This is a genomic window from Rudanella lutea DSM 19387 (genome assembly GCF_000383955.1).
In the GTDB taxonomy this organism is placed as follows: domain Bacteria; phylum Bacteroidota; class Bacteroidia; order Cytophagales; family Spirosomataceae; genus Rudanella; species Rudanella lutea.
Genome location: NZ_KB913013.1, coordinates 4230948 through 4246071, shown reverse-complemented (window position 1 = coordinate 4246071; position 15124 = coordinate 4230948). Strand labels below are relative to the sequence as shown.

The window sequence follows — 15124 nt, the reverse complement described above, 5'->3', positions numbered from 1 at the left end:
TGAGTCAAAACAAAATGGATAATGGATAGTGCAGAATGAACAATGAAAAGCTGACAGTCTCATTTATCCATTCCCTCAATGCTTTCGCTGCTCGTAATGGGTTCGGAGCATATCCTCGCCAAAATCGTTGGTGAGGTCGCGCACAACGGTATGTATGTGGTTGGCATTGTTCTGGGTATTGTCGTACTCGATCAGAATGGTGGGGCCGTGAATGCGGTAGTACCAACCGTTTTCGCCGGTGCCCAATTGCGGCTGAAGCCCACCCGCCCACGCAAACCGCAGTGAGTCGAGGTTTGCTTTTTCGAGCTTTTCTAATTGCTGTTTGGCCAGCGTAACCCGGTAATTGGCTAAGTACGTCTGGAGTAATTGGAGAAATAGCGTGCGTTGGCGAGCGGTCATTTGGGCTAACGGCAGGCCATCCATCCGGTCGAGCGAAGCCCGGCGACGGTTGCCGGTCACCAGATCGTTGTAAGCACGGGTAGCCAGTACGGCCTGTTGCCGCTGTTCGGGCGAGAGGGTTTCGAGCAGGGCAAACGCCAGCTCGGTTTCGCGCCGGAGAATCTGCCGCCCCTTCTGCGGTACCTCGGCCCGAACTTCGCCCGGGTTACTGCCTAAAAACAAAGGGGTAGCGCCCATAATCCGGCCCGTGAGCGACGAAAACTGCACCGACAAATGATGTCCCTCGAAACGCCATCCCCAGGGTTGAGTGCCTTCTGGGTCGCCGAAGAGCGTCAGAAAGTAATTGTCGGGATCGCGGTAGGTATCATTAGGGGGCCGGTTTTCGACCACCCGCAACACATTTTCGGTATCCATAATCTCGAGTGCTTTCCGGTAGCCTTCGTCACTGAGGCCGGTACGCAGCAGGGCCAAAGCCGCCCGGCGCTGTGGCTCCGTCATGCCCTTCATCGACAACCCTTTGCGGCTGACGGGCGTGTAATGCCACACAAACCGTTCGTCGTGGTCGAACGTAAACATTGCCTGCTGCTTCTGCTCAGCCGACAATGTTTGAGCAAACTGCCGGGCAGCCTCACGCATAGAGTCGGTTACGGTCGACGCGGCCGGTTGGGCCAAAGCCGCCCACGGCCCCAGCAGCCATAGGAAGAAAAAAAGTCGGGAAGCGTACATCAGGATAGCGTTTAGACGAAAAGACCGCCGGGCCTCAGTCTTACCGATTCATTTCCAGTGGCTTCGCAAGCGGGGCTTACCCACAAACAAAAAGCCGCCGGTTATGTCCCGGCGGCTTCAGTACCCAATCTAGGGTTGGGTTATTTCACCTCGAAATCGGAGTCTTTGGCACCGTCGTTGACTTTTACTTTGTCTACGCTCATCTGCATAGCCCGGCCCCCGGTTTGCGCCATGGTAGTGGGGTATTTCAGCCCTTTGAAGTCTTTGTAATCGGCATAAGTGGTAGTTTGGGTCATGGGGCCACGGGGAGTATTTTGGGTAGCCACGCTTTGCACCTTCAGGCCCGACTCTTTATCGTAAAAATCAGACCAGGTCACCGAGCCATCGGCCGAGGCATGATCAACTTTGTAAGCATCTTTTCCGTTTACGGCTTCTACACCCGCTACGGTGCTTTTTACGCCCATCTCGGCATAGCGCAGTTCACCGAAGAGGGTGTTCATCAAAATCATGCCCTGCGCGTCTTTACCCTCCATGGTACGGCTGCCCTGCATACCGCCCATGCTCACTTTGCTGCCGTCGCCCGTCATGCGCATTACCTCCATCCCGTTGGCGTTGATAATCTGCACAAATTTGTTGGGCGCTTTCATTTTGCGGGTAATCAGCACGGGATTTCCGTTGAATTCCGTCGACATTTCAACGCGCATATCCTGAATCCCAGCGAGCATGGCTTTACCGCCAACAGCCGCTACGTACTTATCCATTACTTCCTGTGCCGAGGGTAAGGTTTGGGCTACAGCCTGCCCGTAGAGGAAAGGGGCTAACAGGAAAGCTACAATTGCTTTTTTCATGATGGTTCTGTTTTTTGGTCGTCTTGATAATGGGCCTAAATAACGAAAATTTCGGGCAAAAACAGTTTAGTGCAGCAAGGCAAAAAAGGCCAGATATGTCAAGGCTCCGGCCAGATACCCCAGCAGGGCCAATCCGCTGATCTTGCGCAGATACCACCCAAAATCGAGCTTCTCCATACCCATCACGGCCACGCCAGCCGCCGACCCAATCACCAGAATACTGCCGCCTGTACCCGCACAATAGGCCAGAAACTCCCACAGTTTGGCATCGGCCGGGAACGTCGACAGCTCGTACATACCCATGGCCGCAGCCACAATCGGCACGTTATCCACTACGGCCGACACCAGCCCGATGAGCACCACAATCAGGTCCAGGTTGCCCACAGCCGCGTCGAGCGACCCGGCCAGGCTCCGTAGCACACCCGTTGCCTCCAGCGAGCCCACGGCCAACAGAATGCCCAGAAAAAACAGAATACTGGGTGCGTCGATCTTGCTCAGGGCGTAAGCCGGGGTAAACGGCTCTTTGTCGGCCTCGTCTTTATCGCTATGAATCAGCTCCGACGCGACCCAGATAACGCCCAGTACGAGCATCATGCCCATGTACGGCGGCAGGCCCGTAAGCGCCTTGAAAATCGGGACAAACAACATACCGCCAAGCCCGATAGCGAGCATGAGCCGCCGGTCGCGCCGGGCCGTGGCATCTACGTACGGGCGGCTGACACCCACTTCGCCGGGCGAGGGGACAAAAGCCGTAGCCTCCGTCGAGGTTCGGAACGTGAGTAGCAGCAGCGGCACCAGAAGCGCCACCAGACTGGGCAGAAACACAGTTGTGATGATGTTTACGGTGGTGATCTGCCCCCCAATCCAGAGCATTGTGGTGGTCACATCACCAATGGGCGACCAGGCCCCGCCGGCATTGGCCGCAATAATAATCAGCCCAGCCATCACGCGCCGTTGTTCGTCGTCGCGCACCAGCTTGCGGGCTACCGAAACCATCACAATGGCTGTAGTAAGGTTATCGAGCAGGGCCGACAGAAAGAAGGCCAGCACACTGATAATCCAGAACAGTGTACGGGTATTACGGCTGGCAATCCGGTCGGTAATGAGCGTAAAGCCATCATGCGCATCAATCAACTCGACCACAGTCATGGCCCCCAGCAGAAAAAACAGGATTTCGGCTGTATGGCCCAGGTGCTCGGTCAGTTGCTCACCCACCCGGTGGCTTTCGGTAGCCGTGAGGGCATACACCGCCCAACATACTACGCCTGTAATGAGGGCGGTAGCCGTTTTATTAATCCGAAGCGGATGTTCGAGCGTGATGAGTGTGTACCCAACCACAAAGGTCAGAATAAGGGCGAGAATCATGCCGCAAAGATAGCAGCAGCCCCTTGTCTGCTACTCCTCGTCGCGGCTTTTGATGCCCAGCATAACGCCAGCGTAAATGTCGGTGCCACGCGGCCGGAGGCCATTCTGTCCACTACCCAACAGGCCGAGCAGATTGTCGGACCCCACGCGCACCGGCCCCGCCTTGATCGTCAGCCCCAGCGTAAATCCCCGGTTTATGTACGTAATCGGTAACGACAACCCCACCACACCTGTCTCGAAACGGGGGGCAATGCTCACCAGCGACGGCTGCCGGACAGACGGGTCGTCGGCGGCTCGTACATTTTGCAACCAAACGGCACTGATGCCCGTTCGGGCCGATAGTTGATAATCGGCGGTGAGGTTCAGCGACGTGGGCAGCCCTACCCGAAACAGCGAGGGGTCGGCATCTTCCAGAATCCCTAACCGATTCCGAATAACCGTAGCCACCTGCTCAAAACTTCCCACGTTGGTCGAGTTGAAATCATCGGCCTCGAACCGCACATTCCGCTGGTTCACGTCGTACACCTCGCCCGTATACTGCATACCGCCCAGATCGGTCAGGCCGAGGCCGAGTTGCAGCAGTCGGTCATCGTCGGACTGCAACAGCACCGATACACCCAGATCAAAGCCCCAGCCCCGGCCGGGTGCGCTGGCCGAAAAGAGCGTGGATGGGGTGAGCCGCCGATTCTCCAGAAAGGTAGTGTACGCCAGGTCGGCATTCACCCGCGAGACCACCAGCGCCGGGTCGGCATTGGGGCCGGTGCCGGCTTCGAGCTGATAATCGAGCCCACGGTTGACAAACGAACCGGCCGAGTAACCCCGCAGCCGCTTTACCGTAAGGCCACCCGACACCCGGAACCCGTCGGCATCGACAATGGTATTGGTGTACGAGAGGGCCAATTCGGCATACGCGTTCGTATTGACCCCGAACCGGTTGTCGCGGCTCGGAATGCTGTACAAGCTGGAGGTGTTCAGACTGGCCCGCAATGCCGATAGCAATTGCTCCGATGCCCCATTGACCTGCCCAATACCACGCAGGCGGGTCGAGAAGGTAAGCACCCCGGCCGTTGGGCCTAAGCGCATCTGAATAGCAGGCCCACGCAGTTCGCCCCAAACGGTGGCGTTTTTGGGCTTACCGTCGAGAATTTCGGTGGTATAGTCCGACTCAAACCGAACATTGCCGTTGGCTTGCCGGTACGCGTCGGGGACATTACCCGTAAACAGTTTCAGCAACGAAAATGGAGCCTGATACCGCACGAAGTTATTATTGACGTGCAGGTTTGCCGATCCAGCGTGCAGAAACAGCCAATGGGGCGTTTCGGCGGCCAGGGCCGGATTGAGGTACGTGCGGTGCGTACCGGTATTAGGACTGGTTGAGATTCCCAGAAAATTTTGAGCCGGACTTACTGTTGCGCTCAGCAACAGGCAGACCGGCCCTAACCATTTTGTATATATCATGTTCAGGGGCATTGATCGTTCAAATAACGCACCACGCCCTAACAAAGCCCAAATTTTCGAGGAAAAGGAAACACCCCTGAGGAACCGGAACCCGGTTATACGCCTTCGGCTTCTACGAGTTTCACTTCGGGCACCAGGCGCGTCATCAGGTTTTCGATACCGGCTTTGAGCGTCAGCGTCGACGAGGGACAACCGCTGCACGATCCTTGTAATAAGACTTTTACGGTACCCGATTGCTCATCGAACGAGTGAAAATTGATGGCTCCCCCGTCGGACTCGACGGCCGGCCGCACGTACTGCTCCAGTACCGCTTTGATCTTCTGCACTGTTTCCGAATCGGCCTCTACACGCACCGTGTTGGCCTCCATGGTACGGGGGGCAAACACCGGCTTCTGGTCTTCGAAATATTCTTTCAGAAACTGCTTCAGTTCGAACATTACCTCGTCCCAGTCGGTCGCGTCGTCTTTGGTGATGGTAACGAAGTTGCTGGCAATAAACACCCGGGTCACAAACTCAAAGCCAAACAGGGCCACCACCAGGGGCGACGCTTTCCCGTCGAGCAGGGCTTCGCCGGGTTCGGCATAGTCGAACGAAAGGCCATCGGGGGCCAGTTCGACATTGAGCACGAACTTCATTGAGTTCGGGTTGGGGTTTTGCTGGGCAAAAATGGAAATCGGACGACGAAGGAGTGAGTTCATGCCTTTATGATTACGAAACAGGCGGTATTTAGCTCGCCTTTGTGAATGACCTTTTGTTTGATACTGCATAACCGGCCGAGTATCAACCCAGGTCAGTACAGCCTTCTCAGAAACAGCGCTCTGTTTTTTTTAGTTGCGCCAAACAAACAAAACCCGCTCTGCCGAAGCAAAGCGGGTTTTGGGTCATACCGTTGATCGGGGCAATTAAGCCACCGTCGCTTCCGCAGCCGGAACGATGTCAACGTATGAACGACGGGCGCGGCCCGGGCGGAACTGTACCGTACCGTCGACCAACGCAAACAGGGTATGGTCTTTACCCAAGCCTACGTTTTTGCCGGGGTGGTGAACCGTACCCCGCTGACGAACGATGATGTTACCGGCAATGGCCTTCTGGCCGCCGAAGAGTTTTACACCCAATCGCTTGCTGATCGAGTCGCGGCCGTTCTTGGAACTACCTACACCTTTCTTGTGTGCCATTTTCTTAAAAAGTTTTCGGTTTCCAGTCCTCAGTTTTCAGTTGAAGAAACAGCCGATAAGAACTGCAAACTGTAAACCGAATACTGTAAACGTTAAAGAGTAATGTCTTCGATTTGTACTTTGGTCAGATACTGACGGTGACCGTTTTTCTTCTTGTAGCCTTTCCGACGTTTCTTCTTGAAGACGATTACTTTTTCGCCTTTCAGGTGTTCAACAATTTTGGCCGAAACGGCTGCACCTTCCACAACGGGTGCGCCAACCGAGATGGTTCCTTCGTTGTCAACGAGCAGAACTTTGATCTGGTCGGATGCAAGTACAGCGTCCACGTCGCCCGCTAACCGATGGGTATAGATTGAGCGGCCTTTCTGGATCTTAAACTGCTGTCCTGCGATCTCTACGATTGCGTACATGATTTGTATAACTTGAAAATGAGGGTGCAAAGATAGAAAAAAGTCAACCGTTTGGCAAGGGCTAACGGCTTCGTTTTTAGAAGACCTGCCCTGTTTACTCGACCACCACCCGCGCCGGTTGCCGCAGCAGCATGGCCGACCAGCTACTCACTACCACCGACATAGCCACCTGCAACCAGGCCAGCGAGGTCTCGACGCCGTTGAGGATAGCCATGATGTGTAGCACAATCCAGCTTGCGTTGGTCACCAGCAGCAACAGCAGCATGGCTCGGCTTCCGGTGGTGAGACCGTCGTTGCGCACCGTCCAGCAACCCACGCCCGTACCAACCAGCAGCGCACCCCAGCCCTGCGCGATGAATGCCGTGCCGGGATTAAACCAGTCGGGGTTAGTCAGATACTGGCCTGCCATAAATTGAGGGGCAAACACAAGCCCCAGCCCATACAGCACTGAGACGAAAGCAACAAAAGAGAATAGTTCCGGGCGTTCATGCGTTGGTTGGTTTAGGAGTTTTGGGTTACTCGTCGTGAATGAGCGTTTTGATACCCTCCGCCATTTCGGGCGTGACGGTGACACCGTGGGCAGCCTGCGCATGTTGCGCGGCCTGTGTCAGTACGTCTTCTTCGGTTTCGGCCCGTACCTGCGCATCGCAGTCGAAGCCCACATCGCGGCATTTAAGCGTTTTCATGGGTGTATTGGGGTTTGGTTGTCAATACGTAAACATCCGATCACTGTCGGCGGCAAGCTGAACCAGTTTGGTGGGCATGGCAAACTCGGCGGGTTTGTTGCTGATGTCGGCATCGGTCATACCCCGTGCTTTGGCCGACATACCCGACACGTAGAACCGCCCGCCCGCTTTCACAATCGCATCATAGTGTTCGCGGAGTTTGCCCGTACCCAGCCCTTCGACCTTGTCGAGGTCGGCATCGCGGAGCAGCACGGCCGCATCGCCCGCCAGAAAGAGCGTGACGCTGTGGCCTTCGGTGAGGGCCGTTTTGGCTACCAGAAACCCAAGAGCGGCTTTGGTGGGGTTGTCGGGGCCGCAGGTGATGTGAATCAGGAACTTCATTTTTTTAGGCGTGACGGATGACTGGGCATAGGTAGTGGCGCAGGTAAGCAGCAAGCATAAAACGGCGAGCCAATAGTGGCTGCGGAAGCTCATCGAGCGTTGTTGATGGCTATTCATCATGAATCAGAGGCTTAATCTGTTCAACCATTTCAGGCGTAACGCTCACCTGATGGGCCTCAAGAGCATGTTGAGCGGCTAGTTGAAGCACCTCTGTTTCGGTTTGGGCCTGAATGACGCCGGGGCAGTCGAAACCCACATCTTTGCATCGTAACGTTTTCATAGACAGTATTTTTACATACCCTAATAAGTGTGAACAGGCATAACAAAGATGTTCGTTACAAACCGGCAGGTCAATCACCCGAAAGGGGTATTTTTAGGCGGATTCGGAGGTTGTACTTTTAGCCGTTCTTAGTTGAAATCAGCATCAGTATGGGCCATCGCCTAATCTACAACCTCCTGCTTCTCCTGATCGTGTTGCAGGGGCGAAGCCATGCTCAATCACGTTCTGTCATTGCCAATCATACGTCTGACTTGGAAGTCATATCCGATGCCGCCGTTTTTATTGATTCAACCAATCAGGTATCTATTCAGGATTTACTCCAGCAGCCATCCCTGCTTAAAGCAATCCGGCATAACATCAATTTTGGTCGTAACCGGTCTACAAACTGGTTAATGTTTACGATTCGTAACAAGCGCAGTCGGCCTACCCATTTTTTTGTTTACATCTACTATCCCCGGCTGGAATCGATACAGGCATACGCCCTTAGGCCTCCTCAGCCGGTGTTTGCCTTTCCGCGCACAGGCTGGGGAATACCACTGGCCCAACGGCCGTTTCCTCACCCCAAGAACGTCCTGCCGATAACCCTTGAAGCAGGCCAAAAGGCCACCATTTTTCTGGCTGTTCGCTCGCAGTATCAGCGCATCATCATCCCGGTAAGCCTGCACGACCACGAACCGATGCTCGCCCGGATACAGATAGCTACCCTAACCGACGGTATCGTTAGTTGTGTTTTGTTATTCGTCTTTATTATCTCTATCGCCTATTTCTTCGACTCTTCGTTCAGTGAGTGGGGCAACCTCTGGTACGGCTTGTATGCACTCGGCACATTCTTGTTTTATTTTCTACGCTTTGGCATACAATACATTAACCGGGAGCCACTTAACCCTTTGCTGAACCAGTATGTCGATGTTTTCACCACCCTGATTACGCTTTTCTATTGCCTGTCGGGGCGTAGTTTCATGTCGGACATTATGGTTAGCCGGCAGTTTACCAAATGGTATGCACCTCTAATGATTGGTTTGACGTTATCTGGTCTTTTTCTGCTCACGCTACATACACCTTCCTCTCTCGAACTGGCGGTAATATCCCGTATAGCCTTGTCGGTTGTAGGGATTAGTGGCCTGCTTTACATCCTGATAAAAGGATTAATTGAGCGACGCCAGTACGCACGGCTCTTCTTCTGGATATTTATTCCCTTATTGGTCTCATACGTAACCTTGACGTATGCCACTGATCTTAGTAATGGGTCGAATGATGTAGACACAGACCTGGAAACAAAAGCCGTTGTTTTCATTGAAACGAGTCTGATGATGATTGGCTTCATCTACAAAAACAACCGGGCTAAGCACCAATTAAAACAACAGCTCGCCGAACAGCAGGCACAAATTCTTCTGACCCAAATCCAAACCCAGGAAACCGAGCGCCAACGCATTGCCGCCGACCTCCACGACGATCTCGGCGGAACCCTGGCCACTATACGCCGACGACTGGCCGACATTCGCCAACACCTCCACGACCCGCATGCCGCCCGACAAATCGACATTCTAGAACCCCTCATTCAACGAAGCAGCCACGACCTCCGGCGTATTGCCCACAACCTGATGCCCCCCGAATTTGCCCGGATTGGTCTGCGGTCGGCACTGGAGCAGCTGGTACAAAGTCAACCCCACCAGCCGACCCGCTTCTCGTTTGTGGCAGCCGGGCCGGAATACCGACTGGCTACCGACACCGAACTGAACCTGTACCGGATTGTGTCAGAGCTAATCCAAAATATAAACAAGCACGCGCAGGCCGCCCGGGCGGCTGTGCAGCTACTGTATCACACCGACCACCTGACCATCACGGTCGACGATGATGGCCTGGGTAGTCGGGCCGTCGCAACCGACGAGAGCTCCTCCGGCCTGGGCCTGACCAGTAGTCAGTTGCGGGCCGAGTACATTGGTGCCCGGCTGTGGCGCGAAGCAGGCGAAGGCGGAACGCTCGTCGTGATCGATGTACCGTACCCTACGGCTACCCAAAGCCTCCGTACCGAACCTAAGCAAGCGAATCAACCTGTGTCAGTTTCGTAATCGGGTAACCGGACGGTAGGCAGAAAGGACAGGACCCATTGCAGAACACTAAAAAGACTGAAACCCGAAACCATCCGAAACCAATGTATCCTATTTTCGTATCAATACCGCCTGTTGCCCCTCCTAACCCCCTTTGTCTGTGCATCGTATCTGGTCTATAACGTTCTGGTTCCTGTTACAGCTCACCATCGGGAGTAGAGCCCAAAACAGTTTGCGTTTTGAACACCTCAACGTCAATCAGGGGCTGTCAAACCATATCATCTACGCCATGATTCAGGACAGCCGGGGGTACCTGTGGTTTGCCACCGACAACGGCCTGAACAAATACGACGGCTATACGCTGACCACTTACCACAAAAATCCCAACGATACGACCTCGCTGGTGGGCAATGCGGTGGTGCGGCTGATGGAAGACCGGGAGGGGACCATCTGGATCGGGATGATGGGACAGGGCATTTGCCGGTTCGATCGGCGCACGGAACGATTTACCCACTACCCCCCGAACCCAAAAACGCTGCAACAAGGTACTATTCATACCATGGGCGAAGACCAGTACGGGTACCTGTGGGTGTCGAACGGGCGGGCCGAGCTGCGCCGATTTGACAAAAAAACAGGCCAGTATTCCCGGTTTAACTATGCCTCCCTGCTGGCCGCAAAAACACCAACCGGCCCGGCCGTCACACCCGTTGTACATACCGTTTACTGCGACCGTCGGGGCAACGTGTGGGCCTGTACCGACACGGGCCTGTACCGGTTGCAGGCGGAGCCCGCCGAAGGGCAGGCCCAACTGACCCGCTACCAGCACACCCCTACCAACCCACACAGCCCCAGCCATAACCGGGTTTGGGAGATCTACGAAGACCCAACCGGCCTCCTATGGGTGAGCACCGACAACGGCCTCAACCGGCTCGACCCCAGCACCCAAACGTTTACGCACTATACGTACAGCCAAAAAACCGAAGCCGCAGCCAATGCAGCTATCAATCAGGGATTTCGCTACCTGACAAGCGACGGACAAGGGTACCTCTGGATGGGTACGGGCAACGATGGCTTATTTCGGTTCGACCCACGCAAAGGGCAGTTCACCCAATTTGTCCATGATCCGGTTGACCCGCTGGGGCTCAGCAGCGATCATATCCGGTCGCTGCTCGTCGACCGGTCGGGGTTGCTTTGGGTCGGCACTTATGGCGAAGGCATCGACAAAACCAACCCCACCCGACTACCGTTTCGGCACTACCGCCCCCTGCCCTATCGACCCGAAACGCTCAGCTACAAGTTTGTGAGTGCTATTCTGGAAGACCGAACCGGTACCGTTTGGGTAGGTACCGGCTACGGGCTCAACCGGCTCGACAAACGCACGGGTACGTTTAGTCATTACTACCACGACCCTGCCAACCCCCGCAGCCTGCCCAACCGCAACGTCGAGAGCCTGTTCGAAGACCGACAGGGGCGCTTGTGGGTCGCCAGCCGGGGGGCGCTGGCGCTGCTCGACCCGAAAACCGGCTTGTTTACCAACCTCACCCGAGATACGCTCGGCTACCCCGGTCTGGGCGGTCAGGCACGTATTTTTACGATCTACCAGGATCGGCAGGGACGGCTCTGGCTGGGCACCGACGTAGGGGCTAAACGGTTCGACCCGGCTACCCGGCAGGTGATTCATTATCCCTACGACCCGCAACGCACTGATGGTCTCAGCGATGGCTGGGTACTGTCGATACGCGAAGATCGACAGGGTTATGTCTGGATGGGTACCGGTAGCGTCGCCCTAAACCGGTTCGACCCGAGAACCGGCCAGTTCAAACACTACCGACCCGACCGGCACCGGCCTGGCAGCATCACGGCCGATGCTGTTTCGGCTATTCTGGAAGATTCGCGGGGAGTGCTCTGGTTTGGCACTTCGGGCGGGGGGCTGTGTCGCTTCGACCCAAAAACCGAAACGTTTCGGGCGTTTACGCAACGGGATGGGCTGGCCGACAACTCGATTCACGCTATTGAAGAGACCCCGCAGGGCGATTTCTGGCTCGGCACCTCCAAAGGGCTCTCGCGGTTCTCACCCACCCGCCTGACGGTTACCAACTACGATGCCAACGATGGCTTGCAGCGTTACGGTTTCCGGGCAGCACACTGCCAAGGGCGCGACGGAACCCTGTATTTCGGTGGAGACGACGGATTCACGGCATTCGATCCGGGTGGGCTGTCCACCAACTTATACACCCCACCAGTTGTGGTCACGCAGATCAAACTGTTCGACAAAGCCATTGCGGGACAGGGCGGTACTCAAACACTCTATTTGAACTACGACGAAAATTTCCTTTCGTTTGATTTTGCGGCTCTCGACTTTCACAACCCGTCGAAAAACCGGTATGCGTATCAGCTGGTTGGGCTCGAACCAAACTGGGTGTATAGCGGCTCCCGGCGGTACGTCAACTATACCAATCTGGCTCCGGGCACCTATATATTTCGGGTTAAGGGGTCGAATAACGACGGCGTCTGGAACGAAAGCGGTACCTCGATTCAGATTGTGATTCGGCCTCCCTGGTGGCAAACAACGCTTTTTCGGCTGTTGACCGGGATAAGCCTCATCGCACTATTGGCCCTCTCGGTCAGGCTTTACACCAAGGCCCGGCTTCGTCGGCAACAGCAGGATATTACACGCATAATCCGTACGCAGGAAACCGAGCGCCGACGGCTAGCGGCCGACCTTCACGACGACCTTGGCGGCACACTAGCCACCGTCCGTCGGCGGCTGTCCGACATCCGGCAGCGCCTTCGCGATGCCGAGGCCGCCCGCGAAATCGACGCCCTTGAACCCCTCATTCAGAAAAGCAGCCACGACCTCCGGCGCATCGCCCACAACCTTATGCCACCCGAGTTTGAACGCATCGGCCTGCGCCACGCCCTGCAGCAACTGGTGGAGAGCCAACCCGCTCAACCAACCCGTTTTTCGTTTCTGGTAGCCGGTCAGGTCAGGAGCCTGCCGCTCGAAACGGAGCTCAACGTTTACCGAATTGTGTCAGAACTGGTGCAGAACATTCACAAGCATGCTCAGGCCCGGCAGGCGGCCGTACAAGTGCTTTACTATGATGATTACCTGAGCATTACAGTCGAAGATGACGGTTTGGGAAGTAGAGTTGCAAAAACGGGCAACCCCCAGGTAGGAATTGGGCTAAAAAGTAGTAGTTTACGGGCTGAGTACATCGGAGCCAGGCTGTGGCGCGAAGCAAGTGAACAAGGTATGCTGGTTGTTCTCGATGTGCCTTACACAACCGTACCGCATGTTGCCGTCCGAGCTGACCCGAATTTTGCTGATCGACGACCATCACCTGTTTAACGATGGCCTCAAGAGTCTGCTGGATGAACAACCGGGCCTGCACGTTTGTGGGCAGGTGTTCAACCCAACCGAAGCTTTACCCGCCATTCAGCGCACATCCCCCCACCTTATTCTACTCGACGCCAACTTACAAGGCACGAACGGCATCGACCTGGCCCGCACTATTCTGAGTAGCTTCGCCCTCGTCCGGATTCTGATGCTGACGATGTACAATCAGCCTAAACTGGTTGAGGAGGCCCGGCGTGCGGGGTTGCACGGTTACCTGCTCAAAGACGCCACAACGGCCGAGCTGATGCGCGGTATCCGGGCGGTGCTGGAGGGCGGCACCTACTTCGACCCTAACCTGACCCCGCAAACGCCACCTGCCGGTAGCACGTTTGACGATGACTTTGCCCGGCGGCTCAACCTCACCTTCCGCGAGGTCGAGATTATTCGGCTTATCCGGCAGGGGCTCAACAACGAGCAGATTGCGGAACACCTGCACGTGAGTTACGAGACCGTCAAGACCCACCGCAAAAACATTCATTTTAAACTGGGCATCAGCAAAATAACCGATCTTATTCAGTTCGCCATTCGGCACGGGTTGTGAGGGCAATTGCCTACCCAATTTTCAGCCCGGTCTGAATCAGGTTGGTGCTGCACTTGGCAATAATCTTGTCGGTAGGGCCTGTAATCTTGCCCTCGACGTGTATGATGTTGCGGCCCGCCCGCACAATGCGAGCCTCGGCCGTGATGGTATCGCCTACACGGGCAGGGTTGAGAAAGTCGACGTTCAGATTAACCGACGTATAGCCGTATTCGCGACCGAGCGCAAATACCAGCATACCACACAGGTCGTCGAGAATAGCCGAAGCCGCACCGCCGTGTAACACACCTACCGGATTAGCCATATCGTCGCGAACGAGGTACTCGGCCACCATACGGTCGGGCTCCACCACACGCAGGGTGCCGCACAGCCAACGGCCTACCCCCGAAATACTCTGGGCCATAGGCTGGCCGATCTGCGACTGAAAATACGCCAGACGAGGATTTGTTTCCATGGCCAAAAATAGCACTATCCCAAGCCAAAAGGCGCTCTTGTACTCAATTTTCTGTACTTTCCTGTGTCGTTTGGATAGGTTCTATTAGCTTTGGGCCATTATTACGGTAGCCTACCTACTCACAACGAATGAATTACACGCTTACGCAAATCCCCGAACGCACCGCCAAGCCCCGCCATAGTGGTTTCACGATGGTGATGGATAAAGGCCTCAGCATTCGTCAGGCCGAAGATTTACTGTCAACCTCCGCCGACTACATCGATATTATCAAACTGGGCTGGGCCACTTCGTTTGTCACGCCTAACCTGCAGCAAAAACTGGACGTGTACGCAGCAGCGGGCATTCCGGTGTATTTTGGCGGTACCTTATTCGAAGCCTTTGTGGTCCGCAAGCAGTTCGACGATTACCGCCGACTGCTCGACAAGTACAAGATGACCTACGCCGAAGTATCAGACGGTTCGATCGAAATGGATCCCGACCAGAAATGCGAATATATCCGCCAATTGGCCACGCAGGTTACGGTACTGTCGGAAGTGGGCTCTAAAGACGAAGCCAAGATTATTCCGCCCTACAAGTGGATCAAACTCATGCAGGCCGAATTGCAGGCTGGTGCCTGGAAGGTGATTGGCGAGGCCCGCGAAGGCGGCAACGTCGGTTTGTTCCGGTCAAGTGGGGAGGTCCGGCAGGGTCTGGTCGAAGAGATTCTGACGCAGGTGCCCTTCGAAAGCATTATCTGGGAAGCCCCCCAGAAGGCGCAGCAGGTTTGGTTTGTAAAACTGCTCGGTGCCAACGTGAACCTCGGCAACATTGCCCCGCACGAAGTGATTCCGCTCGAAACCATCCGTCTCGGCCTCCGGGGCGACACCTTTACTCATTTTCTAAATCAATCCGAACTGTGATTGGTGCGTTTGCGCTGTCGGAGACCTCTGAATCCGTGTAATCACTCCAATCATACC

16 protein-coding genes are annotated in these 15124 nt (G+C 55.3%); 4 read left to right on the top strand and 12 right to left on the bottom strand.

Annotated features, from left to right (window positions below; genetic code table 11):
* Window positions 1-75: 75 nt before the first annotated feature.
* From RUDLU_RS0117630 to RUDLU_RS29345, 11 genes are all read right to left on the bottom strand, one after another.
* Window positions 76-1125 (bottom strand): DUF3500 domain-containing protein, encoded by a 1050-nt coding sequence (locus RUDLU_RS0117630; RefSeq protein WP_019989732.1) that lies wholly within the window; start codon window positions 1123-1125, stop codon window positions 76-78.
* 140 nt (window positions 1126-1265) lie between these two features.
* Window positions 1266-1973, bottom strand: a complete 708-nt coding sequence (locus tag RUDLU_RS0117625) for a hypothetical protein (protein WP_019989731.1) — start codon at window positions 1971-1973, stop codon at window positions 1266-1268.
* Window positions 1974-2039: 66 nt separating this feature from the next.
* Complete coding sequence (gene nhaD / locus RUDLU_RS0117620) at window positions 2040-3338, bottom strand: sodium:proton antiporter NhaD (RefSeq protein WP_019989730.1); 1299 nt, start codon at window positions 3336-3338, stop codon at window positions 2040-2042.
* Window positions 3339-3368: 30 nt separating this feature from the next.
* On the bottom strand, window positions 3369-4796 hold the full coding sequence (locus tag RUDLU_RS0117615) for a DUF5723 family protein (protein WP_027303171.1): 1428 nt from the start codon (window positions 4794-4796) through the stop codon (window positions 3369-3371).
* Window positions 4797-4891: 95 nt separating this feature from the next.
* Window positions 4892-5494 (bottom strand): NifU family protein, encoded by a 603-nt coding sequence (locus RUDLU_RS0117610; protein WP_019989728.1) that lies wholly within the window; start codon window positions 5492-5494, stop codon window positions 4892-4894.
* Between the two features lie 204 nt (window positions 5495-5698).
* Window positions 5699-5971: a 50S ribosomal protein L27 gene (gene rpmA, locus RUDLU_RS0117605; RefSeq protein ID WP_027303170.1), complete on the bottom strand. Its 273-nt coding sequence runs from the start codon at window positions 5969-5971 to the stop codon at window positions 5699-5701.
* Window positions 5972-6063: 92 nt separating this feature from the next.
* Window positions 6064-6381, bottom strand: coding sequence for a 50S ribosomal protein L21 (gene rplU, locus RUDLU_RS0117600; protein WP_019989726.1), 318 nt, complete (start codon window positions 6379-6381; stop codon window positions 6064-6066).
* Between the two features lie 94 nt (window positions 6382-6475).
* Window positions 6476-6790: a hypothetical protein gene (locus tag RUDLU_RS0117595; protein WP_245581682.1), complete on the bottom strand. Its 315-nt coding sequence runs from the start codon at window positions 6788-6790 to the stop codon at window positions 6476-6478.
* Window positions 6791-6896: 106 nt separating this feature from the next.
* Window positions 6897-7067 (bottom strand): DUF1059 domain-containing protein, encoded by a 171-nt coding sequence (locus RUDLU_RS29350; RefSeq protein ID WP_019989724.1) that lies wholly within the window; start codon window positions 7065-7067, stop codon window positions 6897-6899.
* A gap of 21 nt (window positions 7068-7088) precedes the next feature.
* Complete coding sequence (locus RUDLU_RS27665; protein ID WP_245581681.1) at window positions 7089-7568, bottom strand: DsrE family protein; 480 nt, start codon at window positions 7566-7568, stop codon at window positions 7089-7091.
* A complete protein-coding gene (locus RUDLU_RS29345; RefSeq protein ID WP_019989722.1) occupies window positions 7558-7728 on the bottom strand; it encodes a DUF1059 domain-containing protein in 171 nt (56 codons plus the stop codon). Before RUDLU_RS29345 ends, RUDLU_RS27665 begins: the two co-directional genes overlap by 11 nt.
* A 149-nt stretch (window positions 7729-7877) precedes the next feature.
* Between RUDLU_RS29345 and RUDLU_RS29340 the strand changes: the two genes are divergently transcribed.
* The 3 genes from RUDLU_RS29340 (at window position 7878) to RUDLU_RS0117565 (ending at window position 13717) form a co-directional block, all read left to right on the top strand.
* The gene (locus RUDLU_RS29340; protein ID WP_083940596.1) at window positions 7878-9797 is read left to right on the top strand and encodes a sensor histidine kinase; all 1920 of its coding nucleotides are present in this window, start codon (window positions 7878-7880) and stop codon (window positions 9795-9797) included.
* A gap of 211 nt (window positions 9798-10008) precedes the next feature.
* A complete protein-coding gene (locus RUDLU_RS27655) occupies window positions 10009-13128 on the top strand; it encodes a sensor histidine kinase (protein ID WP_019989720.1) in 3120 nt (1039 codons plus the stop codon).
* Window positions 13073-13717, top strand: coding sequence for a response regulator (locus RUDLU_RS0117565; protein WP_019989719.1), 645 nt, complete (start codon window positions 13073-13075; stop codon window positions 13715-13717). The genes RUDLU_RS27655 and RUDLU_RS0117565 overlap by 56 nt, the downstream gene beginning before the upstream one ends.
* A 10-nt stretch (window positions 13718-13727) precedes the next feature.
* Here RUDLU_RS0117565 and RUDLU_RS0117560 read toward each other — a convergent pair whose 3' ends face one another.
* Entirely contained in the window at window positions 13728-14168 is a 441-nt protein-coding gene (locus RUDLU_RS0117560) for a PaaI family thioesterase (RefSeq protein WP_044130500.1), read from the bottom strand.
* A 128-nt stretch (window positions 14169-14296) separates the two neighbouring features.
* Here RUDLU_RS0117560 and RUDLU_RS0117555 point away from each other — a divergent pair, with 128 nt between their 5' ends.
* A complete protein-coding gene (locus RUDLU_RS0117555; RefSeq protein ID WP_019989717.1) occupies window positions 14297-15067 on the top strand; it encodes a phosphosulfolactate synthase in 771 nt (256 codons plus the stop codon).
* The last annotated feature ends 57 nt before the right edge of the window (window positions 15068-15124 follow it).

Bases quoted from the DNA above. Each gene is read 5' to 3' on its own strand.
- RUDLU_RS29345 (WP_019989722.1), bottom strand. From the start codon at position 7,728: ATGAAAACGTTACGATGCAAAGATGTGGGTTTCGACTGCCCCGGCGTC.
- RUDLU_RS29340 (WP_083940596.1), top strand. From the start codon at position 7,878: ATGGGCCATCGCCTAATCTACAACCTCCTGCTTCTCCTGATCGTGTTG.
- RUDLU_RS0117630 (WP_019989732.1), bottom strand. From the start codon at position 1,125: ATGTACGCTTCCCGACTTTTTTTCTTCCTATGGCTGCTGGGGCCGTGG.
- rpmA (WP_027303170.1), bottom strand. From the start codon at position 5,971: ATGGCACACAAGAAAGGTGTAGGTAGTTCCAAGAACGGCCGCGACTCG.
- RUDLU_RS0117560 (WP_044130500.1), bottom strand. From the start codon at position 14,168: ATGGAAACAAATCCTCGTCTGGCGTATTTTCAGTCGCAGATCGGCCAG.
- RUDLU_RS0117595 (WP_245581682.1), bottom strand. From the start codon at position 6,790: ATGGCAGGCCAGTATCTGACTAACCCCGACTGGTTTAATCCCGGCACG.
- RUDLU_RS0117625 (WP_019989731.1), bottom strand. From the start codon at position 1,973: ATGAAAAAAGCAATTGTAGCTTTCCTGTTAGCCCCTTTCCTCTACGGG.
- nhaD (WP_019989730.1), bottom strand. From the start codon at position 3,338: ATGATTCTCGCCCTTATTCTGACCTTTGTGGTTGGGTACACACTCATC.
- RUDLU_RS0117555 (WP_019989717.1), top strand. From the start codon at position 14,297: ATGAATTACACGCTTACGCAAATCCCCGAACGCACCGCCAAGCCCCGC.
- RUDLU_RS0117610 (WP_019989728.1), bottom strand. From the start codon at position 5,494: ATGAACTCACTCCTTCGTCGTCCGATTTCCATTTTTGCCCAGCAAAAC.
- RUDLU_RS27665 (WP_245581681.1), bottom strand. From the start codon at position 7,568: ATGATGAATAGCCATCAACAACGCTCGATGAGCTTCCGCAGCCACTAT.
- RUDLU_RS29350 (WP_019989724.1), bottom strand. From the start codon at position 7,067: ATGAAAACGCTTAAATGCCGCGATGTGGGCTTCGACTGCGATGCGCAG.
- RUDLU_RS0117615 (WP_027303171.1), bottom strand. From the start codon at position 4,796: ATGATATATACAAAATGGTTAGGGCCGGTCTGCCTGTTGCTGAGCGCA.
- RUDLU_RS0117565 (WP_019989719.1), top strand. From the start codon at position 13,073: ATGTTGCCGTCCGAGCTGACCCGAATTTTGCTGATCGACGACCATCAC.
- rplU (WP_019989726.1), bottom strand. From the start codon at position 6,381: ATGTACGCAATCGTAGAGATCGCAGGACAGCAGTTTAAGATCCAGAAA.